The organism is Paramagnetospirillum magnetotacticum MS-1 (assembly GCF_000829825.1).
GTDB lineage: Bacteria > Pseudomonadota > Alphaproteobacteria > Rhodospirillales > Magnetospirillaceae > Phaeospirillum > Phaeospirillum magnetotacticum.
Genome location: NZ_JXSL01000027.1, coordinates 448,842 through 471,704, shown reverse-complemented (window position 1 = coordinate 471,704; position 22,863 = coordinate 448,842). Strand labels below are relative to the sequence as shown.

Here is a 22,863-nt window from a genome sequence, read left to right as displayed (position 1 = left end):
ACCTATTTTGAGCGATTCCCACGACGACAAGACCATGCCGCTGCTCGAGCATCTGATCGAGCTGCGCCGGCGGCTGATCTGGTCGGCGATCAGCTTCGTCATCGCCTTCGGGATTTGCTATTACTTCTCCAACGAGATCTACGAATTCCTGCTGGAGCCTTATTCCAAGGCGGCTCTGGCCAAGGGCGGAAACCGCCGCCTGATCTACACCGCGCCCACCGAGGCGTTCTTTACCTTCATGAAGGTCTCGGCCTTCGCCGCCGCCGCCATGTGCTTTCCCGTCTGGGCGGGGCAGTTGTGGGCCTTCGTGGCGCCTGGGCTTTATAAGCACGAAAAGCAGGCCTTTTTGCCCTTCCTGTTCGCCACGCCGGTTCTGTTCATCATGGGCGGGGCCATGGTCTATTTCCTGGTGCTGCCCAACCTCTACACCTATCTCCTGGGCTTCGAGAATCTGATCGGCGGCCCCAGTACGCTGCCCATCCAGATGGAGGCCAAGGTCAACGAATCCCTGTCGCTGATCATGACCCTGATCTTCGCCTTCGGGCTGGCCTTCCAGATGCCGGTGCTGCTGACCCTGCTGGCACGCGTCGGGCTGGTCACCGCCCAAGGTCTGGCCGATAAGCGCCGCTTCGCCATTGTCGGCAATTTCGTCTTCGCCGCCGTGGTGACGCCCCCCGATGTGGTCAGCCAGTTGTCGCTGGCCATTCCCATGGTCGGGCTTTACGAGATTTCCATCCTCTCGGCCCGCTGGGCGGAGAAGAAGCGCGAAGCCGCCCTGGCCGATGACGGCGACGACGACACGGCCCATGACGAGACCGATTTCAACGCTTAAGCCGGAATTTTCACCATGCATGACCTGAAGTCCATTCGCGACAACCCGGAGGGATTCGATGCCGGTCTGGCGCGCCGGGGCCTGGAGCCCAAGGCCGCCGCCATCCTGGATCTGGACACGCGGCGCCGCGCGGCCCAGACCGCCTTTCAGGAGATGCAGGCCCGGCGCAACGAAGCCTCCAAGCAGATCGGCGCTCTCAAGAAGAGTGGCGGCGATGCCTCTGCCCTGATGGACGAGGTGGCCAGCATGAAGGAGCGCATGCCCGCTTCCGAGGAGGAGGACCGGCTCTTGGGCGCCGAGATCGAGGATATTCTGGCCTCCATCCCCAATCTGCCCGCCGCCGACGTGCCCGATGGCCCCGACGAAGAGCACAATGTGGAAGTTCGTAAATGGGGCGCGCCAAAAGAGTTCGCCTTTACCGCCCTGGATCACGACGCCATCGGCGCCAAGCTTGGGCTGATGGATTTCGACGGCGCCGCCAAGCTGTCGGGTGCCCGCTTCGTGGTGTTGAAGGGCCAACTGGCCCGGCTGCAGCGTGCCATCGGTCAGTTCATGCTCGACCTTCAGACCACCGAGCACGGCTATACCGAGATGGACCCGCCCTTGATGGTCAAGGACGGCGCCGCCTTCGGCACCGGACAGTTGCCCAAGTTCAGTGAGGATCTGTTCAAGACCAACACCGGCCATTGGCTGATCCCCACCGCCGAAGTGCCGCTGACCAATCTGGTCAGCGACGAGATCCTGGACGAAAAGTCCCTGCCGCTGCGCATGACGGCGCTGACCCCTTGTTTCCGCTCGGAAGCGGGATCGGCGGGCAAGGATACGCGCGGCATGATCCGCCAGCACCAGTTCCACAAGGTGGAGATGGTCTCCATCGCCCATCCCGATAAGTCCGACGAAGAGCACGAACGCATGACCAAATGCGCCGAGACGGTGCTGCAGCGTTTGGGGCTGGCCTATCGCGTCATCGTGCTGTGCACCGGCGATATGGGCTTTTCCTCGCGCAAGACCTATGACATTGAGGTCTGGCTGCCGGGCCAGCAGCGCTACCGGGAAATCTCGTCCTGCTCGAATTGCGGCGACTTCCAGGCCCGGCGCATGAAGGCCCGCTTCCGTCCCGAGGGCGAGAAGGGGACCCGCTTCGTCCATACGCTGAACGGGTCGGGCCTTGCCGTGGGCCGTACCCTGATCGCGGTGATGGAGAACTATCAGCGCGAAGACGGCACCATCGAGGTGCCCGAGGTCCTGCGTCCCTATATGGGCGGGCTGGGGGTCGTCGGCTGAGATGACTTTTCCGGCCATCAACGACCCTTCATCCTTGCGCATCCTGATCTCCAACGATGACGGCATCAGTGCGCCGGGCATCAAGGTGCTGGAGCGCATCGCCCGGACGCTGTCCAAGGATGTCTGGGTGGTGGCGCCCGAGACCGAACAAAGCGCTGCAGGCCACTCGCTGACCATCCGCCGCCCGCTTCGGGTCCGCAAGGTCTCGGCCCGGCGTTACGCCGTGGACGGCACCCCCACCGATGCGGTGCTGTTGGGCGTCAATCATGTGCTGAAGGGCAAGAAGCCCCATCTGGTGCTGTCGGGCATCAACCGGGGCTCCAATCTGGGCGAGGACGTGACCTATTCAGGCACGGTGGCGGCGGCCATGGAAGGCACCATCCTCGGCATTCCCTCCATCGCGTTGTCCCAGTTCATCAATCATCCCCATCCGGTGAAATGGGGCACCGCCGAGCATTGGGCGCCGGGCGTGATCCGCAAATTGCTGGCCAAGGGCTGGAGCCGTAACGTTCTGATCAACGTCAACTTTCCCGACGTGATCGCCTCCTCGGTGACCGGAATCGAGATCACGCGCCAAGGCAAGCGCAAGATCGGCGACGAAATCGTCGAGCGCGAGGATCCCAGGGGCGAATCCTATGTCTGGATCGGCGCTCAGCGGGCCGAGGACCGCTCCACCCCCGGCACCGATATCGAGGCGGTCTGCCGTGGGGCCATCACCATTACGCCGCTCTGCTTCGATCTTACCCATCCGGGTGACATGAAGGCGCTGGGGACGGTTTTTTGATGAGGAAGGCGGAGCCGAAAGTCATCCGCCTGCTTATGGAATTGCGGCGGATGGGGGTGGTCGACACCCGCGTCCTGTCAGCCATCGAGCGTATTCCCCGCGCCCTCTTCGTCGCCGAGCCCTTCCTTGATCAGGCCTATGAGAATACGGCGCTGCCCATCGGCTGCGCCCAGACCATCAGCCAGCCCCTGGTGGTCGGCCTGATGAGCCAGGCCCTGGACGTGGGTGAGCGCATGAAGGTCCTTGAAGTGGGCACGGGGTCGGGCTATCAGGCGGCGGTTCTGGCCAAGCTTTGCCGCCGGCTCTATTCGGTGGAGCGGCACAAGCCGCTGCTGGCCGAGGCGGAGGCCCGTTTCAAACATCTGCGAATCCATAACATCACCTGCCGGGCCGGTGACGGTTCGCGCGGATGGCCGGAACAGGCGCCCTTCGACCGCATCATGGTCACGGCGGCCGCCCCCGATATTCCGCCCGCCCTGGTGGATCAGCTGAAGCCCGACGGCATCATGGTGCTGCCGCTGGGGGATTTGGGTGGCGTCGATCAGGAATTGGTGCGGATCACCAAGACCGATCGCGGCATCGATATCCAACCCTTCCTTCCCGTGCGCTTCGTACCCCTGGTGGAGGGGGTGCCGGAGGAATGATTGCCGCGTCCATCCTGCGCGCTTATAGTGCAGGGATGAGGCATGCGCCACATCATCTGGTTATTCTTCTCATACTCGCCGTCGTGGTTTCGGCGTGTACGCCTAGCTATGACTCCAAGGTGCCGGTCGGGCATGGCTCGGATGGCCCTTTGCATGTTCAGCGTCCGGCCGCGGTCACCGTCTATGCCGGTGATACGGTTTATTCCATCGCAAGGCGCTATTCTCTGGCCGTCCGCGATCTCATCGAAGCCAACAATCTTCAGCCGCCCTACCAGTTGCAGCCGGGAACCGTGCTGCGCCTGCCCGGCGGCGGTTCCGATTACGTGGTTCAGAAGGGCGACACCTTGTCGGTGCTGGCCCGGCGCTTCAAGGTGGACTTCAATTCCCTGGCCGCCACCAATGGCAAGCGGGCGCCCTATGTTCTGCAGGTGGGCGAGCGCTTGACCATTCCGGGGCCGAAGACGAGCGCGCCTCAGGCCGTCGCGGCTTCACCTCAGGGGGGCGGCTCCATGGTGGTGACCTCTCCCAATGCATCGGGGGCGGCCGCCAGGCCTCCGGCTGCCAAGGCAGAGGCGCCGCCGGTCTATGCCCAGGCGCCCAATCATTCCGCGCCGCCGCCACCGGCGCTTCCCGCCGCTCCGCCAGCCCGTGCCGGGTCTGGCTTCCTGTGGCCCGTGAAGGGAGAGGTGGTGGCCGAGTTCGGGCCGCTGCCCGGCAAGGGCCAGCATAACGACGGCATCAATATCGTGGCTCCCAAAGGTACGCCGGTGCGCGCCGCCGAGAACGGCGTGGTGGCCTATGTGGGAAATGAATTGAAGGGTTTCGGCAATCTGCTGCTGATCAAGCATGCCGATAACTGGATGACCGCCTATGCCCATAACGACCAGTTGATGGTCAAGCGCGGCGACCGCGTCCGCCGGGGCCAGACCATTGCCACACTGGGCGCCAGCGGCTCGGTCGCCTCGCCGCAGCTGCATTTCGAGATCCGCCGGGGGACCGAGGCCGTCAACCCCATGGAATATCTTCAGGACAAGGTCGCCGACGAGGGTGACGTGCGTCGTCTTGCCTCGATTGCGTATTGACCGCGCTCCTCGAAGGGACCAACTTTATTCCATAATCAAATGACCGTTCGGTATAGGGCGGCGCGAGGGATGGCTTCCAAGGAGGGGCGCGTGGCTAGTGATGACGACGCCGTGTCGAAGAACCGTGAGCGGCTGAGATTTCTGCGCCTGGATGACGACGCGATTTCCACCGTCAAATCCGTTCGCCAGATGGTGGAATCCAGTCTTCCCGGCATCGCTGACGGATTTTATGCCCATCTGATGCAATGGCCCGCGCTCAAAGCCCTGTTGGGCGGCGGCGCCAAGATCGGCCATCTGAAAGAGACCCAGCAGGCCCATTGGGCCAGTCTGTTCTCGGGGCGTTTCGACGACGACTATTTCACCCGTGCCGTTGCCATCGGCGCCGCCCACGAGCGGATCGGCCTGGAGGTGAACTGGTATCTGGGCGGCTATTGCTTCGTGCTGGAAAAGCTGATGGCCGAACTCCACGCCAAATGCGAGAAGGCCCGCTTTCCCCAAATGGCGGGTGCAGTGCTGCGCGCCGCCTTCCTGGATATGGATCTGGCCATCTCGACCTATATCGAGCATGGCGAGGCCGGCAAGATGAAGCGCGAGATGCTGGCGCTCTCGGACACGGTGGACCGCGAAGTGGCGACGACCGTGGGCGATATCGAAAGGCAGGTGAAGCGCCTGATCGAGGGAGCCCAAGAACTGGCCCAGGTGGCGGCCACCCTTAAGACCATGGCCGAGTCGGTGGCCGAGGCGGTATCGGTCACCAGCGATAATGTCCAATCCGTGGCCGGGGCCAGCGAGGCGCTGGAGGAGACGTCGCGGCAGATTTCCACCAAGGTTCACGGCACATCGCGTCTTACCGATGCCGCCCAACAGAAGATGGAGACCGCCGCCACCACGGTCGAAGGTCTGAAGGACGCCACGGGGCGAATCCGCGATGTGGTGCGCCTCATCCAGTCCATCGCCGGTCAGACCCGCATGCTGGCGCTGAACGCCACCATCGAGGCGGCCAGGGCGGGCGAAATGGGCAAGGGCTTCGCCGTGGTCGCCGACGAGGTCAAGCGTCTGGCCAAACTGACCGAGGAGGGCATCCGCGGCGTCAACGCCCAGGCCCAGGCCATCGGTCAGGCCACCGATGAGACGGTGGCCATGGTCGAAGAGGTGACGCTGTCCATTCAAGACATCAACACCATCGCCCAGGAAGTGAACCACGCCAGCGAGATGCAGCTTTCCGCCACCGCCGACATCAAGGGAAATGCCGGTCAGGCTGCCCAGCATACCGAGACCGTCCACGGGCATGCGCAGTCCGTGCTCAGCCAGGCGGAGCGCACGGGCCTTACCGCCAAGAAGGTCAATGAACTTTCCACGGTGGTCAGCCGCGATGTCGGCGACCTTCAGCGGCGCCTCGGCATCATTCTGCGTTCGTCGGCGGCGGGAGATCGCCGGGCGGTTCCGCGTGTCGCCGTGGGGCTGGCCTTCACGGGCCGCATCGGAACCAGGGAGGTCAAGGGACATACCGGCGATCTGGCGTCCAAGGGCGTGGTGCTGGCCGGTCTCAACGATCCCAGCATGGTGGGCGAGGGCGGAACACTGGATCTTGAAGGAATCGGGCCGCTTTCCTGTGACGCGGTGGGGGCCAGCGTTCTTGGCCTGCATGTGCGTTTCCGCGAGGTTGCCGCCGCCGCGCTTGCTGCGATTGCCGCCGCCCAAGCCAAGGCGCGGGCCGAGGAGCGGAGCTATATCGATCTTGTTAAGGGCGTCGCCGCTGGGGTCACCGGGGCTTTCGAGCAGGCGCTGAAGACCGGTGAGATTGCCGAGGCCGATCTGTTCGATGCCCATTACGAGCCCATCGCCGACACTTCACCTCAGCAATTCCTGGCCAAGCATGCGATGCTCACCGATCGCGTGGTGCATCAGTTCACCGAAACGGTTCTCGAGAAGGACCAGCGCATCGTCATCTGCTGTGTTGCTGACCGCAACGGCTATATCGCCACCCACAACAAGAAATATTCCCAGCCCCAGCGGCCGGGCGAGACGGTGTGGAACACCGCCAATTCCCGCAACCGACGCATCTTCGACGACCGCGCCGGGCTGGTGGCGGCCCGCAATGTCCAGCCTCACTTCGTCCAGACCTATCCCCGCGACATGGGTGGCGGAAATTTCGTGGTGTTGAAGGAGTTCGACAGCCCCATCTCTATCCGCGACAAGCACTGGGGCGCCGTGCGCCTCGCCATCAAGCCTTAGAGTTTGTCAGACTTAGGTGGAATCGCCTTCACCGTCATGGCCGAGCTTGACCCGGCCATCCATGGTTGGCGTATACGCCGACGGATCAAGTCCACTGCTGTCCGGCTTAAATTTCAACGAGGAGCCCGAATGGCAGAGCCGATGCGGGCTCCAACTGTTCATGGACACGGATGATCACGGATAAGAAAAATTCCGTGTCGTCATCCTGGGGCAAGCACGGATGGGGAGCCGGAAAAGAGCACATTTCCGTGTTTATCCGTGAAAGGTGCGAAGCACCGCATCCGCGTTATCCGCGTCTCGTGACTCCACGCCAGCCGTCTCAAATTAAACCGGACACCAGTGGATCAAGTCCGGGGGTGACGAAAAGGAAAGTCTGCTTCAGCCAAACCCGGACAGACACTCGTTACAGACTCTTCCCCAGCCGTCCGGCCAGATCCTGGATGAACTGCCAGGCGACGCGGCCCGAGCGCGAGCCGCGCGTCACCGACCATTCATTGGCCTGGGCGTGCAAATCCTCGGTGGAGATGGGCAGGCCGTAATGGGCCACATAGCCCTCGACGATGGCGAAGAAGATGTCCTGGCCCACATGGTGGAAGCCCAGCCATAGTCCGAAGCGGTCGGAGAGCGACACTTTCTCCTCCACTGCCTCGCCGGGATTGATGGCGGTCGAGCGTTCGTTGTCGATCATATCGCGGGCCATCAGGTGGCGGCGGTTGGAGGTGGCGTAGAAGATGACGTTGTCGGGCCGCCCCTCGATTCCGCCGTCCAGGACCGCCTTCAGGGATTTATAGGCGTCGTCTTGCTGGTCGAAGGACAGGTCGTCGCAGAAAAGCACGGCATGGCGGCCGCTGTCTTTCAGAAGGCGCAGGCAGCGGGGCAGGGAGGGGATGTCCTCGCGGTGGATCTCCACCAGCAGCAGCGTGCCGGGCTTTTCCCCGTTGATGGTGGCGTGCACCGCCTTGACCAGCGAACTCTTGCCGGTGCCGCGCGCGCCCCACAAAAGCGCGTTATTGGCCGGATATCCGGCGGCAAAGCGTCTGGTATTGTCGAGAAGCTGCTCGCGCTGGCGCTCGATTCCCTGAAGCAGAGCGATGTCCACCCGGTTGACGTTCGGCACCGGTTCCAGGCGGTCGGGATCGGCATGCCAGACATAGGCGTCGGCTAGGGACAGATCCAGACCCGAGGCGGGCGGCGGCGAGAGGCGTTCCAGGGCCTCGGCGATACGGGTCAGGGCCTTCACGGCTTCGGCATAGGGCATGGCGAGATCCCTCGAGTTTCAGGGGGCGGATGGTATCACCTTCGCCTGATGGGGCAAGCAATTCGGAAAAAGCGCCACTTGGCGTTTGCATCGGCCCGATTGGCCGCTATATTCCCGCAGCATTCAGTTATGCGCGACTTCCCGAGGAGACAGTGATGTTCGTGTCGCCCGCTTACGCCCAGGCCGCCGCCGCCGGTGCTGGTGGTTCCTTTGCCGCCCTGGAACAGTTCCTGCCTCTGATCCTGATCTTCGTGGTGTTCTACTTCCTGCTGATCCGTCCGCAGCAGAAGAAGATGAAGCTTCACAAGGAGATGCTGGGCCAGCTTCGCCGTGGCGACCGTGTGGTCACCGCCGGTGGCATCATCGGCACCGTCAACAAGCTGATCAACGACACCGAAGTTTCGGTGGAGATCGCCGAGGGCGTGCGCGTGCGCGTGCTTCGCGCCACCATCACCGAGGTGCTGTCGAAGACCGAGCCGGTGGCTGCCGATAAGGCCAAGGACGAAAAGTCCGACGCCGAACCCGCCGCCGACAAGTAAGACCTTTCTTTCCTCCCAACCAGCACAGGCCGGGACATGAACCATTTTCCCAAATGGAAGATCGCGTTGGTGGCGATCATCAGCATGCTCGGCGTGATCTTCGCCTCGCCGAACATGCTGTCGCGTGAGCGGGCCGACCAAATGCCTCATTGGTTTCAACCGGTGAGTCTGGGTCTGGACCTGCAAGGCGGCTCCTACCTGCTGCTGGAAGTGGATACAGCCTATGTCTTCCGCGAACAGCTGAGTTCGCTGGTCGAAGGCGTGCGCACCGTATTGCGCAAGGAAAAGGTCAAATATTCTGACCTGGGCGCCAAGGGCGATCTGGTCAGCGTGCGGATCATCGAGGCCGAAGAACGTGCCAAGGCCCGTGAATTGCTGCGCAAGATCGACAGCAGCGCCTCCGTCGACGCCAAGGACGATGGCACCATGGTGCTGAAATACTCGGACGTGGCGGTCAAGGCTCGCAAGGCCGCCGCCATCGAGCAGTCCCTGGAAATCGTGCGCCGCCGTATCGACGAACTGGGCACGCGCGAACCCTCCATCCAGCGTCAGGGCGAAGACCGCATCGTGGTCCAGCTTCCCGGCGTCAAGGACCCCGACCGCATCAAGGCCCTGCTGGGCAAGACCGCCAAGCTGACCTTCCACCTGCTCGACGATTCCACCTCGGCCGATGAAGCGGCGAAGGGCAGGGTGCCGCCCGGCTCCATGCTGCTTCCCTCCGCCGAGAAGGAACGCGGCATGCCCGAGACCTATGTGGTCAGAAAGCGCATCGAGGTGGGCGGCGACATGCTGGTGGATTCCAAGGCCACCTATAACGAAGGCCGTCCGGTGGTCAGCTTCCGCTTCAATGCGGCGGGCGCCAAGAAGTTCGGCGACGCCACCCGAGAGAATGCAGGCAAGTTCCTGGCCATTGTGCTGGACGACAAGGTGATCAGCGCGCCGCGCATCAATGAGCCCATCCTGGGCGGGTCCGGCATCATCTCGGGCAGCTTCTCGGTGCAGCAGGCCCAGGATCTGTCGCTCCTGCTGCGCGCCGGTGCGTTGCCCGCGCCGCTCCAGGTCCTGGAAGAACGCACCGTCGGTCCCGATCTGGGCGCCGATTCCATTCAGGCGGGTGCCGTGGCCAGTCTGCTGGGCCTTGCCCTGGTGGTGGTGCTGATGATCATCGTCTATGGCACGCTGGGTGCCTTGGCCGACCTTGCCATGGTGCTGAACCTGATTCTGCTGCTGGCCTCGCTGTCCGCCCTGGGCGCCACGCTCACCCTGCCGGGTATCGCCGGCGTGGTGCTGACCATGGGCATGGCGGTGGACGCCAATGTGCTGATCTACGAGCGTATGCGCGAGGAACAGCGCAACGGGCGAAGCATCATGTCGGCCATTCAGGCCGGTTATGACCGCGCCTTCGGCACCATCTTCGACGCCCATGTCACCACCCTGGTGGCGGCGGCGCTATTGTTCCAGTTCGGCTCCGGTCCCATTCGCGGCTTTGCCGTCACCCTGACGCTGGGCCTTCTGGCCTCGCTGTTCACCGCCGTTCTGGTCAACCGGATCATGGTGGTGTCCTGGGTGCGCTGGCGCCGCCTCAAGTCCCTGCCGCTGGCTTAAGGAGCGAGAGATATGCAGCTGATCGACCGCTTCCTGCCCCACGGCACCCATTACGACTTCATCCGCTATCGCTGGGTGGCGTTTTGCGTCACTGCGGTGCTGATTCTCGGCTCTTTCACCTCTATCGCGGTGAAGGGCTTCAATTTCGGCATCGATTTCGCGGGCGGCATTCTGGTGGAAGCGCAATCCACCACCGGTCCCGCTGATTTGCATGCCATGCGCGCCACCCTCGGCCATCTGGGGCTGGGCGAGGTGTCCTTGCAGGAATTCGGCACCACGGGCCGCGACGTGATGATCCGCGTCCAGCGCCAGGACGGCGATGAAAAGGCGCAGATGTCGGCGCTCACCAAGGTCAAGGCCTCGCTGGGCGAGGGCTATACCTATCGCCGCGTCGAGATCGTCGGCCCCAAGGTGGGCGGCGAACTGGTGCGCGACGGCGTCTGGGCGGTGGTTCTGGCCCTGGCCGCCATCGCCATGTATGTCTGGTTCCGGTTCGAATGGCAGTTCGGCGTGGGCGCCCTGGTGTCCACCTTCCACGACGTCATCACCACATTCGGCCTGTTTTCCATCACCGGCCTGGAATTCAACCTGACCACCGTGGCGGCCATTCTCACCATCGCCGGTTATTCGGTGAACGACACGGTGGTGGAGTACGACCGGGTGCGCGAGAATCTGCGCAAGTTCAAGAGCATGTCGCTCTATGACCTGCTCAATCTGGCGGTCAACGAGACCCTGGCGCGCACCATTCTCACCGTGTCCACCGTCTTCGTCACCGTGTTGGCCCTGCTGTTTGTGGGCGGCGAGGTGCTGCGCGGCTTCTCCATCGCCATGTTGTGGGGCCTGATCATCGGCACCTTCTCGTCGATCTACGTGGCCATGCCCATGCTGATCTACTTCAATCTGCGCACCGGCAAGGCGGCCGAAGAGGCTGAAACGGCGGAAAGCGCAGAGGGTGGCCCCGCCACGCCCTGATCCATGGACATCACGCCCCTCATCCCCACCGGCAAGCAGATCGTCAAGGGATACGGCGATGGCGGCTTCACCATCGCCGGGCTGCGCTGGGAGGGATCGGTCCTGGTCCTGCCCGATCGCACCCAGTCCTGGTCCGTCACCGATCTGGGCGGCGTGACCGAGGACAGCCTATCGCCATTGCTGGCTCTGACTGAAAAGCCCAGGGTTCTGCTGTTGGGCTGCGGAAAGCGCATGGCGCCAGTTCCCGCCAGCCTGCGTGCCGCCTTGCGGGCTGCTGGCATCACCCTGGAACTGATGGATACGGGCGGCGCCTGCCGCACCTTCAATGTGCTGGTCTCGGAAGACCGCTCCGTGGCGGCGGCGCTGATCGCGGTGTGATGTCTTGAAAGTGGGCCGCCGCCCACACCCGCTCGGGGCCATAGGCCCCAAACCCCATTTTATTTTCAGATGCAAAAGGAGGTTTGGAGGTTTTCCTCCAACCAGGGTGCGGGGCGGGAGCCCCGTAATGGATTGGACATGAAAAAAGCCCCCATCCGCGAAGGGAAGGGGGCTTTTCCTTATTCCTTGCCGTGTCAGCCCAGATTGGCTTCCACGAAGTCCCAGTTCACCAGATTGTCCAGGAAGCACTGGACGAAATCGGGGCGGCGGTTCTGCCAGTCCAGGTAATAGGCGTGCTCCCACACATCGACGGTGAGCAGGGCCTTCTGACCATGGGCCAGGGGCAGGTCGGCATTGGCGGTCTTGGTGATCTTCAGCTTGCCCCCGTCCAGCACCAGCCAGGCCCAGCCCGAGCCGAACTGGCCAACGGCGGCGGCCTTGAAGTCTTCCTTGAACTTGTCGAAACCGCCCAGATCGGACTCGATCTTGGCCAGCAGCTTAGGCCCAGGCTTGCCGCCGCCACCCTTCTTCAGGCAGTTCCAGAAGAAAGTGTGGTTCCACACCTGGGCGGCATTGTTGAAAATGCCCTGCTTGGCAGGCAGATCGGCCGCGGCCACCTTGATCACCTCTTCCAGGGACTTGGACGCCAGGTCGGTGTCCTTGGTCAGGTTATTGAGGTTGGTCACATAGGCCGCGTGATGCTTGCCGTGATGGAATTCGAAGGTGCGGGCGGAAATGTGGGGCTCCAGCGCGTCGTTGGCGAAGGGGAGCGGCGGAAGCTCAAAAGCCATAATTCACCTCTATCTCGTCAAGGGGTTCTGCATTGAATTGGAAATCGTCTAAACGATGAGCCAAAGATAGGAACTCCGGGCGCGATTGTGAAGCACCTTTGTCGGATATTGCCCCGTTAAAATGTCAAACCGGGCCTCGATAGCGCAAGACGCGCCGCGGACAGCCCGCTGGAAATGGCCGCTTCGATGGTACAGGGCCAGGGAGAGGCGATCCAGTCGCCCGCGAGAAAGATCCCCTCGATTCCGGTAACCGGCCCCGGACGGCTGGCCGTCGTCTGGTTGTCATGGGCCAGGGTCGCCCGCTTTTCCTTCATGATGCGATAGGGCGGCGGCGGGATGGGCGGCAGGTTCAGCGCCCTCCGGATTTCCTCCCACAGCCGTTCCGCGATGGAATCGTTGTCCAGATCCACCAGAGAACCGGCAGCTGACACGGTCACGGACAGCACGTCGCCACGGGTGAACAGCCAATGGCCCGAGGCGTTGACCAGACCGAGGAAATGGCTGCCATGGGGCAGGTCAATGGGCTGGGCGCAACGGAAATGGGCATTGACGATGGGCCGGGTCGGCATGTCGGGAATAGTGCCCGGCAGCAGCGGAGCCAGTACCCAGGGGGGCAGGGCCAGGATGACCCGGTCGGCGGCACCCAGCGCCACCTCGGTATCATCAAAGCTGAGCGCTTGGGAATTCACCGCCTTAAGGCGGCGGCGAAAATGGATCTCGGCTCCGAACAGCGACAGTGTGGCCAAGGCGGGCGCCACCAGGGCCGCCGACAGACCGCCGGGAAAGATCCAGGGAGTCAGGGCCGGGGCGCCGCCCAACAGCGCCTTGCGCATGGTCCAGGTGAACATACGGGCCGAGGCCTCGTGGGGCGCGGTGTTCATGATCGCCTCGCACATGGGCAACCAGAAACGGGTGAAGGAGGCTGTATGACCCAGACGACTTCCCACGGTCTCGGATTTTCCGGTCCAGGGCAGGCCCAGGGCCCTGAGGATCTCGCCAATTCCGGCAGGCGGACGAGACGGCGTTACCGTCCAGGATTTGGCCGAAGCCAGATCGATGAAGGGAAAGGCGGGCTGGGCCGCCTCCATGGCCTCGATGCCGCCCGTGGCCCGCGCATAGGCGAGTGCCGTGCGGTTGGCGCCCAGCACCAGATGGCTGCCATTGTCGATGACCCGGCCCAGGCGCTCATCCATGAAAGAGCGGCAGCGTCCGCCCGCATGGCCCGCCGCCTCGTGGACGACGACGCGCTGGCCTGCCTTGGCGGCGGCGACTGCGGCGGCCAGACCAGCCAGACCGGCTCCCACCACATGCAGAGTGCCCGCGCTGCTCACGCCGTCAGACCCCGCCACAGGCCCACCAGGAACACCCCGGCATAGTCGAGTTTACTGAGCTTGACCCGTTCGGCCAGGGGGTCGCCCCGGCGCAGTTTGGCCGAAAGCTGTTCCGCCACCCGTACGGTGATGGCCGATTGCAGGCGCATGCGCCAATCCTTGACCAGACCGGGCAGGGGCTGGGCCAGGGCGATCAGGCCGTCGGTGGCGTCCAGGGTCTGGTCGATAACCCGGCGAAGTGCGGCGGGGCTGCTGCTGCCTGCCAGCACGTCCACGGAAAGCCCTTGGGCGGCCATCCAGTCCTGGGGGAGATAGACCCGCTTCAGTTCGTGATAATCCTTGCCGCAATCCTGGAGGTGGTTCAGCACCTGAAGAGCGGCGCATAGCGCGTCGGAGGGCGCGAAGGTATCGTGGTTCTCACCACTGAGATCGAGCAGGAAGCGCCCAACGGGGGCGGCGGAAAAACGGCAATATTCCATCAGGTCGGCCCAGTCGGCGCAGTAATCGCGGACGGAATCGCGGCGAAAGGCATGGAGCAACTGGGAGGCATGCTCGATCATCGTCTCGTCGCCATTCACCGCGCGGCGATATTCCTCGGCCATGACCAGGGCAGGACCTGTTTCCTGGCCGTGCAGGGCGCGATCCAGGGCGTCGAGCCCGGCGACCTTTTCCTCTGGGGAAAGGCTGGGCGAATCCCCGATATCGTCGGCATGCCGTGCGAAGTGGTAATAGGCCATGATCGTGACGCGTCTGGCGGCAGGCAGCAGCAGCGAGGCCACCGGGAAGTTTTCCTGGGAGGCTGTCTTGCTGGCGGCGGGGAGGGACAAGGCGTTCGGCCTTCCAATTGGAGCGGGGGGCGGGAAGGGCTATATATGCCACGCTCGCCTGCCGGGCTCCAGTTGAAACGAGGTCTCATGTCCGCCCCCGACACCCTGTCCCATGCCGCCCGCCAGGTCTTTGAATTCGACCGCGACCGCTTTGCCACCGCCTTGTTCGCGCCACCTGACAGGCGTGAATCCCTGATGCTGCTTTATGCCTTCAACCTGGAGATTGCCAAGGTCCAGGAAAGCGTGCGCGAACCCATGGCCGGGATGATCCGCCTGCAATGGTGGCGCGACACCTTGATCAGCGGAGCGGAGGGGGGAACCTGCGACAACCATCCCATAGCAAGGCCATTGGCAGAGCTGATCCGCAGGCACGACCTGCCGCTTCAGGCCTTCGATGATCTCATAAGCGCCCGCCAGGACGATCTGGAAGGCTTTGCCCCGGCCGACATGGCCGAGGCGGAAAGATATGTCCAGCGCAGTTCCGCCGCCCTGACGCAACTGGCTTTGGCGGTTTTGGGGGGCACATCCGAGGAAATCCGCCGGGCGGGCGATCATGTTGGCACGGCCTGGGGGATGATCGGTAACCTCCGCGCCTTGGGCCATCACCTGTCAATGGGGAAATTGACGCTGCCTGAGGGCCTGCTTGGCCAATACGGCAGCCGAGGTGAAGAGGTCCTGGCAGGGCGAGCGTCAATGGAGGCGTTGACAGCCGCGGTCCAAGTCATGGGAGAGCGGGCCCGTCATCATCTAAGCGAGGCGCGGAAGTTCAAGGCGGGGCGGCAGGGGCTGGCCGCCCTTCTTCCCGCCATCCTGGCTGATGGATACCTGCAAGTCATTGAAAAATCAGGATGGAATCCCTTTGACAGCCGGGTGCCGCGTCCCAATCCGCGCCCCATACGGCTGGTTATCGCCCATCTGATGGGGCGATTCTAGGCAATATTTCCATGTCGCAATGAATACATTGCGATGGCGCAATTTTAAAATTGCCTTAACGCAATGAAATCGGATCCCATCCAAGGATTACTTGGATAATGCAAATATAGTATGAGATGTTGGCTACGACTACTCTATTTGGCGTGGCCCCGCTGCGGCCCGGCCATCAGGGCGGCATCGCCTCCGGCCGCGGCGGTATTGACCGACAGGCAGCGTTCGACGCCATAACGGATCAGGGTATTGGGCCCGCCAGCCTTGGCGCCGGTTCCTGACAGGCCCAGCCCACCGAAGGGCTGGGAGCCGACCACCGCCCCGATCATGGCGCGATTGACGTAGATGTTGCCGATGCGGGCGCGCGCCACCACCTGGGCGATGGTGGCGTCGATGCGCGAATGAATGCCAAGCGTCAGCCCGTAGGAGGTGGCGGCCACAGCGTCCAGGACCTTGTCCAAATGCCCTGATTCCCAGGTGATGACATGCAGGATGGGGCCGAAAACCTCGGCCCGCAGCAGGTCCAGGTTTTCCAGCTCATAAGCCATGGGGGCGAAGAAGGTGCCAAAGCGGCAATCGGCGGGAAATGGGGATTGACCGATGGCGCGGCCCGCGTGGCGCAATTTCCCGCCATGGGCCAACAGGCGCTGGCGGGCCGCCTCGTCGATCACTGGCCCCACATCGGTCGACAGCAGGGCCGGGTCGCCTAGGGACAGTTCCGCCATGGCTCCGGCCAGCAAGGGTTCGATACGCGTCCAGGCCTCGCGCTGGATGAAGGCGATGCGCAGCGCCGAGCAGCGTTGCCCGGCGGAGCGGAAGGCGCTTTCCTGGCAATCGGCCACAACCTGTTCGGCCAGGGCCGAAGAATCGACGATCATGGCGTTGAGACCGCCGGTCTCGGCGATCAGGGGCAGCAGCGGTCCATCCATGGCGGCCCGGATCCGGTTGATTTGGCGTGCCGTGGCGGTGGAGCCGGTAAAGCTGATTCCATCCAACATGGGGCTCGATACCAGCGCCTCGCCCACCGAGGGCCCGCCGGGCACCAGATGCAGGACCTTAGGCGGCACGCCAGCAGCATGGAGCAGACGCACCGCCGCCGCCGCCATCAGCGGCGTTTGAGGCGCGGGCTTGGCCACGACCGTATTGCCTGCGGCCAGGGCGGCGGCCACTTGGCCCATGAAGATGGCCAGCGGGAAATTCCAGGGCGAGATACAGGCGAAGACGCCACGGCCGCCCAGCATCAGATGATTGCTTTCTCCGACGGGACCGGGAAGGGGTAGGGGATGGGCAAAGCGCGTCCGCGCCTCGGCGGCATAAAAGCGCAGGAAATCCACCGCTTCGCGCACTTCGCCCAAGGCGTCGGGAAGCGTCTTTCCCGCTTCGCGGATGGCCAGGGCCATGAAGCGGGCCCGTTGGTCCTCCAGCATTTCGGCGGCCTTGTCCAGAATGGCCGCGCGGCCTTCGCCGCCCAGATCGTCCCAGGCGGGGAAGGCTGCGTGGGCCGAAGCCAGGGCCGCCGCCACCTGGGCCGGATGGGCATCCACGACCTCTCCCACGATCCGACGATGATCGGCGGGATCAAGCACCGGGGTCGCGTTGTCTGTATCCAACATCTGGCCATCGATGATCGGATGCGCCCGCTCGGGCGTCGCGGCGGCGGCCAAGGCCAGGTCCAGTTGGGCCAGGACGGCAGGCGAGGACAGGTCCAGCCCGCTTGAATTGCGCCGTTGCGGTTCGAACAGGGCGGAAGGCGCAGCCACCATTTGCGGCGTGATGCGGCCCAAGATCGCCAGGGGATCGGCGGCGACCACATGGGCGGGAATGTCTTCATCGGCAAGGCGGCTGACGAAAGAGGAATTGGCGCCGTTCTCCAACAGGCGGCGCACCAGATAGGGCAGAAGGTCCTGATGGGATCCCACGGGCGCATAGATCCGGCAGGCGAATTGGGGCACCAACTGGGCGTAGAGGGCTTCGCCCATGCCATGCAGCCGCTGGAACTCCCAATCACCCGGCCCGCCCGTCATTTCCACGATGGCAGCCACGGTGTGGGCGTTGTGGGTGGCAAACTGGGGATAGAACAGATCGGGCCGGGCCAATAGATCAGCGGCGCAGGCCAGATAGGAGACGTCGGTGGCTTCCTTGGCCGTGAATACGGGAAAGCCGTGCAGCCCGCGCTCCTGGGCCCGTTTGATCTCGCCATCCCAATAGGCGCCCTTGACCAGACGGATCATCAGGCGGCATTGCCGCCGCGCCGCCAGGGCGCCAGCCCAGGCGATGACCGGCCGGGCCCGCTTCTGATAGGCCTGGATCGCCATGCCGAACCCGCTCCAGCCATCCAGACCAGAGTCGGAAAGGGCCGCTTCGATGACGTCCAGGGAGATTTCCAGACGGTCGGCCTCCTCGGCATCGATGGTCAGTCCGATTCCGGCGTGGCGGGCCTTGAGGCAGAGATCGCGCAGGCGCGGCACCAGTTCCGCCATGACCCGACCACGCTGGGCCATCTCGAAACGGGGATGCAGGGCTGAAAGCTTGACCGAGATGCCCGGCCCCGCGATGACGCCGTCCCCCGTGGCATGGCGGCCCAAAGCCTCGATGGCGGTGGTATAGGCGCGAACATAGTCCAGCGCCGTCGCCTCGCAACGCGCCGCTTCGCCCAGCATGTCGAAGGAATGGAGGTAACCCTTGGCCTCCCAGGCGCGGGCATGGTCCAGGGCCTCGGCGATGCTGCGTCCCATGACGAATTGGCGGCCCATCAGACCCATGGCCTGACGCAGCGCCCGGCGCACCACCGCTTCGCCCAGACGTCCCGCCATCCGGCCCAAGGTTGCCCTGCCGTCCTCTTCCAGATGCAAAAGCCTGTCGCCCAGCACCAGGGCCCAGGTAGAGGCGTTGACGAAAAGCGAAGGGGAGTGGCCGAGATGGTCGTCCCAATCCCCCGACCCGATCTTGTCCTTGATCAGCAGATCGGCGGTATGGTCATCGGGAATGCGCAGCAAGGCTTCGGCCAGGCACATCATCACCACGCCTTCGCGGGTGGATAGCCGGTACTCGTTCAAAAAACCATCCAGGCCAAGGGATCGGCGGTTCTGCCGCGCGCCGTCAACCAGATTGACGGCATGATTGACCGCACGGCGGCGCGCTTCGTCTTCAAGCGGAACGGCCGCCGCCAGACCGGACACCAGATCGGCCTCATCCCTGGCGGCGGCTTGGTGGATGGCCAAGCGTTCGGCAGTGGGAGAGGGAAGGGGCTGGGTGAAGATCATGGCTTTGTCTCTTTCTCCCCGCCGCTCTGGTCCGGCCGGGCTAAACCCCGCGGGTCGACAGCCCCGCAAGCATGTATATGGGGCACCAGCCCAGCGCCGCCGAGACCAGCGGAATAATGCCGATCCATCCCCACGGCCCGATCAGATTGCCCAAGGCCAGTCCCATCATGACCAGCGCAACCGCCACGCGGATCAGCCGGTCCTTAGCCCCCATATTGGCGTCCATCACACCGCCTCGACGGAACAGGCCAGGTTCATTTCCCCGGCCGTGTTGGCGACGGTGGTGAGGCAGGCCTCGGCACGCGACGGAATGGCCACGGAAAAGCGGGTGACGTAGATCCCCTGGTCGGGCAGGCGCTGGGCGTCCATGCGCACGATATTGGCCTGGAACTCGCCGAACACCTCGGACAGACGGGCCACCAGACCGGGACGGTCACCACCCGAGACCACCACCCGATGGGTGATGGTTCCGGCCGGGCCGTGGGCGGCGTCCATCTCAAAAGTCCGCACCGAGATACGGGCCCCTTCCAGCACGGGCAGGCGTCCGAGATCGGATTCAACCTCTTGGGCCAAGACCGAAGGGGGCAACTCGCAGACCGAGGTGAACTCGGCGCCACTGCCCAGCATGGCGAAACTGGTATCGCCGAGATCGGCGCCCAGATCGAAAAGACGCCCGGTGATGGCTGCCACCAGCCCGGTACGATCGGAACAGAATACGGAAACGAGTACGGTGGCCATGAGGACCTCTAGCAAAGAGCGTAAATGGGCGAACTCCATATCATGCGTCAGGTTCAGGCATTTGTTAACCCCGAGACATGGGGCTATAATGGCCTGGCAATTGGAGAGGGACAGATGCGCGGTTTAGGTGTCGCTTTGTTGGTGGTGGCAGTGACCGGCGTGGCCGCCTGGGTCTGGTGGCCGCGCGGCTACGGCATCAATCCGCAAGATGCCCGGCAGGTGGCCTTGGGCTATGACCTCTACAACGTCCATTGCGCCTCGTGTCATGGCCATGACCTTAAAGGCGAGCCCGACTGGCAGACGCGCAAACCCAATGGCGAACTGCCCGCACCGCCCCATGACGCGTCCGGCCATACCTGGCATCATCCCGAGGACCAGTTGTTCGCCATCATCAAGCATGGCACGGCCCGTTTCGCGCCGCCCGGCTACAAGACGGCCATGCAGCCCTATGTGGGCAAGCTGAGCGACGCCGAAATCAAGGCGGTGCTTTCCTATATCGAATCCACCTGGCCGCAGGAGATTCTGGACCGCCGCGCTGAAATGCTGAGGCATTGAGCCAATCAGGGGAAGGGGTGCGGGATTGACCGCCAAGATCAAGATCGGCAATTACGGCTACACCTGTCAGCCGCGCTGGGGCTTTGGCCGTCCCACCCATCCGCGCCTGACCGAGATCATCGGGCGTGGCAAGGCGGAGTATATCCGCCGTATCGATCAGGTGCTGGGACTAGCCGATCACTTCGCCGCCATCGCCCAGGAAGCGCCCGAGGACTCGCCCGAACCCCGCTGGATGAATCCGTGGTTCAGCGCCATGGATGCCATCATGCTGACCGGCATGCTGGTGCGCCACGATCCGCGTCTGCTGATCGAGATCGGTTCGGGCAATTCCACCAAATTTGCTCGCCACGCCATCACGGCCAAGCGCTTGCGGACCAAGATCGTCTCCATCGATCCCGAGCCACGCGCCGAAGTGGACGCCTTGTGCGACGAGGTCATCCGCGCACCCGCCGAATTCGTCGATCCGTCGGTGTTCTCGCGGCTGAAATCCGGAGACATTCTGTTCATCGATTCGTCTCATCGCAGCCTGGAGAACTCGGACGTCACCACCTTGTTCCTGGAGGTTCTGCCGGAACTGCCGCCCGGCGTGATCGTCCATGTCCACGACGTCTATCTCCCCTACGACTATCCGCCCGCGGCGGAGGGGCTGATGTATAACGAGCAGTATCTGCTCAGTGCCCTGCTGCTGGGCGAGGCCAAATGGCTGGAACCGGTCTTTCCCAATTATGCCGTGGTCCAGGACCCGCACTTGTCGCCGAAACTGGCGCCGTTGTGGCAGGCCATCGGCACCAATGCCTTTCCGGCCCCCAGCACGTCTTTCTGGCTGAATATTAAGAAACGGCGTTAGAGCGTTATATCTTCCGGCTTTTTTCCCGCGGCATGACGCGCCCAGGCGGCTTCGTAACCGGCTTCCAGATGGCGGGCAAAGCGGGCGGGGTCGAAGGCGGCCGAGGCGGGCAAAAGCTCCGTCAGCCGGGTGCGCAGATCCGCCAGACGCGAGGGATTGCGGCCCAATGCGACCACCAGATCCCTCATGGCGGCGGCGCTTTGCACGGCCAGTTCCGGCAGTCCCACTGCATTCAGAATCGAAGCCGCGACCCGCGAACCCAACCGCTCTCCCGCCACGGTGACGAGCGGCACTCCCATGCGCAGGCTGTCGGCCGCGGTGGTATGGGCGCCGCAGACCAGGGCATCGACGAACAGATCGGCGGCGGGCAGGCGGGCCAGATGCTCGGCCCTCGGCAGGGACGGCGCCCAGATCAGCCGGGCGGGGTCGATTCCGGCCTTTGCTGCGGCGTCTTCCAGGCGCCTCTTGGCCATGTCCGGCGGAGAAAGCTGCCACAGAACCGCCTGGGGCAGATCGGCCAAGATCTCCAGCCAGAGGGCAAAGCTGGCGCGGTCCAGCTTGCGGTGGCCATTGAAGGAACACAGGACCAGCCGGTCCTCGGGCAGGCCCAGCGCTTCGCGCGACGGCCTTTCTCCGGGGGGAGTCCAAGCAAGATTGGCCTGATAGGTGTCGGGCAGGCGGATCAGCTTCTCGGTAAAATGGCCGCCATGGGCGGGTGGCACCAGCACCGAATCGACAATGGCGTAATCCATCCAGGGGCAAGCGGAACTTGCGGCAAGGCCCAGCCAGACGGTCTGGACGGGGGCGGGGCGAAGCGCGGCGATGCCGGGACGGGCGTGACGGGTGAACACCGACATATCCACCAGGATTTGAACCCCGTCGGCGGCGATGCGCTCGGCGGCCGCCCGGTCGCTTGAAGAGGACAGATCGACGAAGGCCTCGCAATGGCGCTCCACCCTTTCCCGCCAGCCAGATCCATCATCCGGGCCAACGGAATAGGCCAGGGGCCGCACGCGGCTGCGGTCATGGGCGGCGAAGATGTCGCCCGCCAGATGCATGGTGGCGTGTTCACGGTAATCGGGCGAGAGATAACCCACCACCAGGGGCGGCGTGGCCTTGGGCTGGGGGCGAAGCACCGGCCTGGGTTGGCCGGGAACGCGGAAAGCGACTTCCAACCCGGCGATGCGGCGCATCTCCTCGCCGGTGAAGGGGTAGAACAGGGCGTCCTGAATGGTCAGCGGCAATTGCCCCTTGGCCTCGCCCGTGGCGATGGCGGCGCGAATCTCGGTAAACAGCCTGTCTTCCGAATCCCAATCGGCGGTCTCGCGATAGGCGCGCAGCAGGCGGCCCTTGGCGGGAGCCAGGGCGGGATTGATCTCCAATGCCGCCTTTAGCGCCGCGATAGCCTCGCCGTGATGGCCGAGACGTAGCAGCATCTGGCCCCGCATGGCGTGCAATTCGGACAGTTTGGGATGAAGGCGCACGGCCTCGTCCAGGGCATTCAAGGCCGCTTCGTTATTGTTGGACGACACCAGCAAGATGCAGAGATTCATGTGACCGCCGGGGAAGGCGGGGGCCACTTTGGTCAGGCGGCGGAAGGCCTGGGCCGCCTCGTCCATGCGCTGAAGCTGGCGCAGCGCATTGCCGAGCGCCAAGAGGCTTTCCGGGTCATTGCCGACGGCCAGACGCTCCAGAATAGGCAGGGCCTCGGGGGCACGGTCCAGCGCCAGCAAGCCCTTGGCCTTGCTAAACAGCGAGGGTGCGTGGCCCGGCTGGGCGGCCAGGATACGGTCGAGATGAGGCAATGCCTCGGCATGGCGACCCGCCATCAGCAGAAACAGCGCCAGATTATAGCGAACCGGAATGGCCGAGGGCGCGGCCTTGACCAGACCGTCCAGGATGGCGATGGCGGGTTTCAGCTTGCCCGCCTGAGCCAGCTTGATCGCCTTGGCCATGTCTTGATCGATGTTCATG

General features: G+C 63.9%; 21 protein-coding genes. 13 read left to right on the top strand and 8 right to left on the bottom strand.

Going from position 1 to position 22,863, the window contains the following annotated elements; translation table 11 throughout:
* Nucleotides 1–7: 7 nt before the first annotated feature.
* The 6 genes from tatC to CCC_RS10865 all read left to right on the top strand — a co-directional run bounded on the left by tatC (nt 8) and on the right by CCC_RS10865 (nt 6,861).
* Nucleotides 8–832: a twin-arginine translocase subunit TatC gene (tatC, locus tag CCC_RS10890; RefSeq protein WP_009868724.1), complete on the top strand. Its 825-nt coding sequence runs from the start codon at nt 8–10 to the stop codon at nt 830–832.
* Nucleotides 833–847: 15 nt separating this feature from the next.
* Nucleotides 848–2,116: a serine--tRNA ligase gene (serS, locus tag CCC_RS10885; protein WP_009868723.1), complete on the top strand. Its 1,269-nt coding sequence runs from the start codon at nt 848–850 to the stop codon at nt 2,114–2,116.
* Between the two features lies 1 nt (nt 2,117).
* Nucleotides 2,118–2,900, top strand: a complete 783-nt coding sequence (gene surE / locus CCC_RS10880; RefSeq protein ID WP_041041254.1) for a 5'/3'-nucleotidase SurE — start codon at nt 2,118–2,120, stop codon at nt 2,898–2,900.
* The gene (locus CCC_RS10875; protein WP_041041252.1) at nt 2,900–3,544 is read left to right on the top strand and encodes a protein-L-isoaspartate(D-aspartate) O-methyltransferase; all 645 of its coding nucleotides are present in this window, start codon (nt 2,900–2,902) and stop codon (nt 3,542–3,544) included. Before surE ends, CCC_RS10875 begins: the two co-directional genes overlap by 1 nt.
* 149 nt (nt 3,545–3,693) lie before the next feature.
* Nucleotides 3,694–4,626, top strand: coding sequence for a M23 family metallopeptidase (locus CCC_RS10870; RefSeq protein ID WP_236686360.1), 933 nt, complete (start codon nt 3,694–3,696; stop codon nt 4,624–4,626).
* 90 nt (nt 4,627–4,716) lie between these two features.
* Nucleotides 4,717–6,861 (top strand): globin-coupled sensor protein, encoded by a 2,145-nt coding sequence (locus CCC_RS10865; RefSeq protein ID WP_041041464.1) that lies wholly within the window; start codon nt 4,717–4,719, stop codon nt 6,859–6,861.
* Between the two features lie 403 nt (nt 6,862–7,264).
* On the opposite strand, the gene CCC_RS10860 is transcribed toward CCC_RS10865, so the two are convergent.
* Nucleotides 7,265–8,119 (bottom strand): ATP-binding protein, encoded by an 855-nt coding sequence (locus tag CCC_RS10860; RefSeq protein WP_009868718.1) that lies wholly within the window; start codon nt 8,117–8,119, stop codon nt 7,265–7,267.
* A 155-nt stretch (nt 8,120–8,274) separates the two neighbouring features.
* On the opposite strand from CCC_RS10860, the gene yajC reads away from it, so the two are divergent.
* The 4 genes from yajC to CCC_RS10840 are packed head-to-tail and all read left to right on the top strand — an operon-like array spanning nt 8,275 to nt 11,613.
* Complete coding sequence (gene yajC, locus CCC_RS10855) at nt 8,275–8,658, top strand: preprotein translocase subunit YajC (RefSeq protein WP_041041248.1); 384 nt, start codon at nt 8,275–8,277, stop codon at nt 8,656–8,658.
* 36 nt (nt 8,659–8,694) lie between these two features.
* On the top strand, nt 8,695–10,263 hold the full coding sequence (gene secD / locus CCC_RS10850) for a protein translocase subunit SecD (RefSeq protein ID WP_009868716.1): 1,569 nt from the start codon (nt 8,695–8,697) through the stop codon (nt 10,261–10,263).
* 12 nt (nt 10,264–10,275) lie between these two features.
* Nucleotides 10,276–11,235 (top strand): protein translocase subunit SecF, encoded by a 960-nt coding sequence (gene secF / locus CCC_RS10845; RefSeq protein WP_041041246.1) that lies wholly within the window; start codon nt 10,276–10,278, stop codon nt 11,233–11,235.
* Between the two features lie 3 nt (nt 11,236–11,238).
* Nucleotides 11,239–11,613, top strand: a complete 375-nt coding sequence (locus tag CCC_RS10840; protein WP_009868714.1) for an Mth938-like domain-containing protein — start codon at nt 11,239–11,241, stop codon at nt 11,611–11,613.
* Between the two features lie 194 nt (nt 11,614–11,807).
* Here CCC_RS10840 and CCC_RS10835 read toward each other — a convergent pair whose 3' ends face one another.
* From CCC_RS10835 to hpnC, 3 genes are all read right to left on the bottom strand, one after another.
* Nucleotides 11,808–12,404 carry a superoxide dismutase gene (locus tag CCC_RS10835; protein WP_009868713.1) on the bottom strand — a complete coding sequence of 199 codons (597 nt, stop codon included), beginning with the start codon at nt 12,402–12,404 and terminating at the stop codon, nt 11,808–11,810.
* Nucleotides 12,405–12,520: 116 nt separating this feature from the next.
* Nucleotides 12,521–13,735, bottom strand: a complete 1,215-nt coding sequence (locus CCC_RS10830; protein WP_041041244.1) for a hydroxysqualene dehydroxylase — start codon at nt 13,733–13,735, stop codon at nt 12,521–12,523.
* Nucleotides 13,732–14,562 carry a squalene synthase HpnC gene (gene hpnC / locus CCC_RS10825; RefSeq protein WP_082036587.1) on the bottom strand — a complete coding sequence of 277 codons (831 nt, stop codon included), beginning with the start codon at nt 14,560–14,562 and terminating at the stop codon, nt 13,732–13,734. The genes CCC_RS10830 and hpnC overlap by 4 nt, the downstream gene beginning before the upstream one ends.
* An 87-nt stretch (nt 14,563–14,649) precedes the next feature.
* Here hpnC and CCC_RS10820 point away from each other — a divergent pair, with 87 nt between their 5' ends.
* Nucleotides 14,650–15,495, top strand: a complete 846-nt coding sequence (locus tag CCC_RS10820; RefSeq protein WP_041041240.1) for a phytoene/squalene synthase family protein — start codon at nt 14,650–14,652, stop codon at nt 15,493–15,495.
* A 134-nt stretch (nt 15,496–15,629) separates the two neighbouring features.
* On the opposite strand, the gene putA is transcribed toward CCC_RS10820, so the two are convergent.
* The 3 genes from putA to CCC_RS10805 are packed head-to-tail and all read right to left on the bottom strand — an operon-like array spanning nt 15,630 to nt 19,487.
* On the bottom strand, nt 15,630–18,749 hold the full coding sequence (gene putA / locus CCC_RS10815; RefSeq protein WP_009867636.1) for a bifunctional proline dehydrogenase/L-glutamate gamma-semialdehyde dehydrogenase PutA: 3,120 nt from the start codon (nt 18,747–18,749) through the stop codon (nt 15,630–15,632).
* A 40-nt stretch (nt 18,750–18,789) separates the two neighbouring features.
* Nucleotides 18,790–18,975, bottom strand: coding sequence for a YgaP family membrane protein (locus tag CCC_RS10810; RefSeq protein WP_009867637.1), 186 nt, complete (start codon nt 18,973–18,975; stop codon nt 18,790–18,792).
* Complete coding sequence (locus CCC_RS10805; RefSeq protein ID WP_009867638.1) at nt 18,975–19,487, bottom strand: glycine cleavage system protein R; 513 nt, start codon at nt 19,485–19,487, stop codon at nt 18,975–18,977. Before CCC_RS10805 ends, CCC_RS10810 begins: the two co-directional genes overlap by 1 nt.
* A gap of 114 nt (nt 19,488–19,601) precedes the next feature.
* Between CCC_RS10805 and CCC_RS10800 the strand changes: the two genes are divergently transcribed.
* Together CCC_RS10800 and CCC_RS10795 are read left to right on the top strand one after the other, a co-directional pair.
* Nucleotides 19,602–20,042 carry a c-type cytochrome gene (locus CCC_RS10800; RefSeq protein ID WP_041041462.1) on the top strand — a complete coding sequence of 147 codons (441 nt, stop codon included), beginning with the start codon at nt 19,602–19,604 and terminating at the stop codon, nt 20,040–20,042.
* Between the two features lie 25 nt (nt 20,043–20,067).
* Nucleotides 20,068–20,889 (top strand): class I SAM-dependent methyltransferase, encoded by an 822-nt coding sequence (locus tag CCC_RS10795; RefSeq protein WP_009867640.1) that lies wholly within the window; start codon nt 20,068–20,070, stop codon nt 20,887–20,889.
* Here CCC_RS10795 and CCC_RS10790 read toward each other — a convergent pair.
* Nucleotides 20,886–22,862, bottom strand: a complete 1,977-nt coding sequence (locus CCC_RS10790; RefSeq protein WP_041041238.1) for an O-linked N-acetylglucosamine transferase, SPINDLY family protein — start codon at nt 22,860–22,862, stop codon at nt 20,886–20,888. The genes CCC_RS10795 and CCC_RS10790 overlap by 4 nt on opposite strands.
* Nucleotide 22,863: the final 1 nt, after the last annotated feature.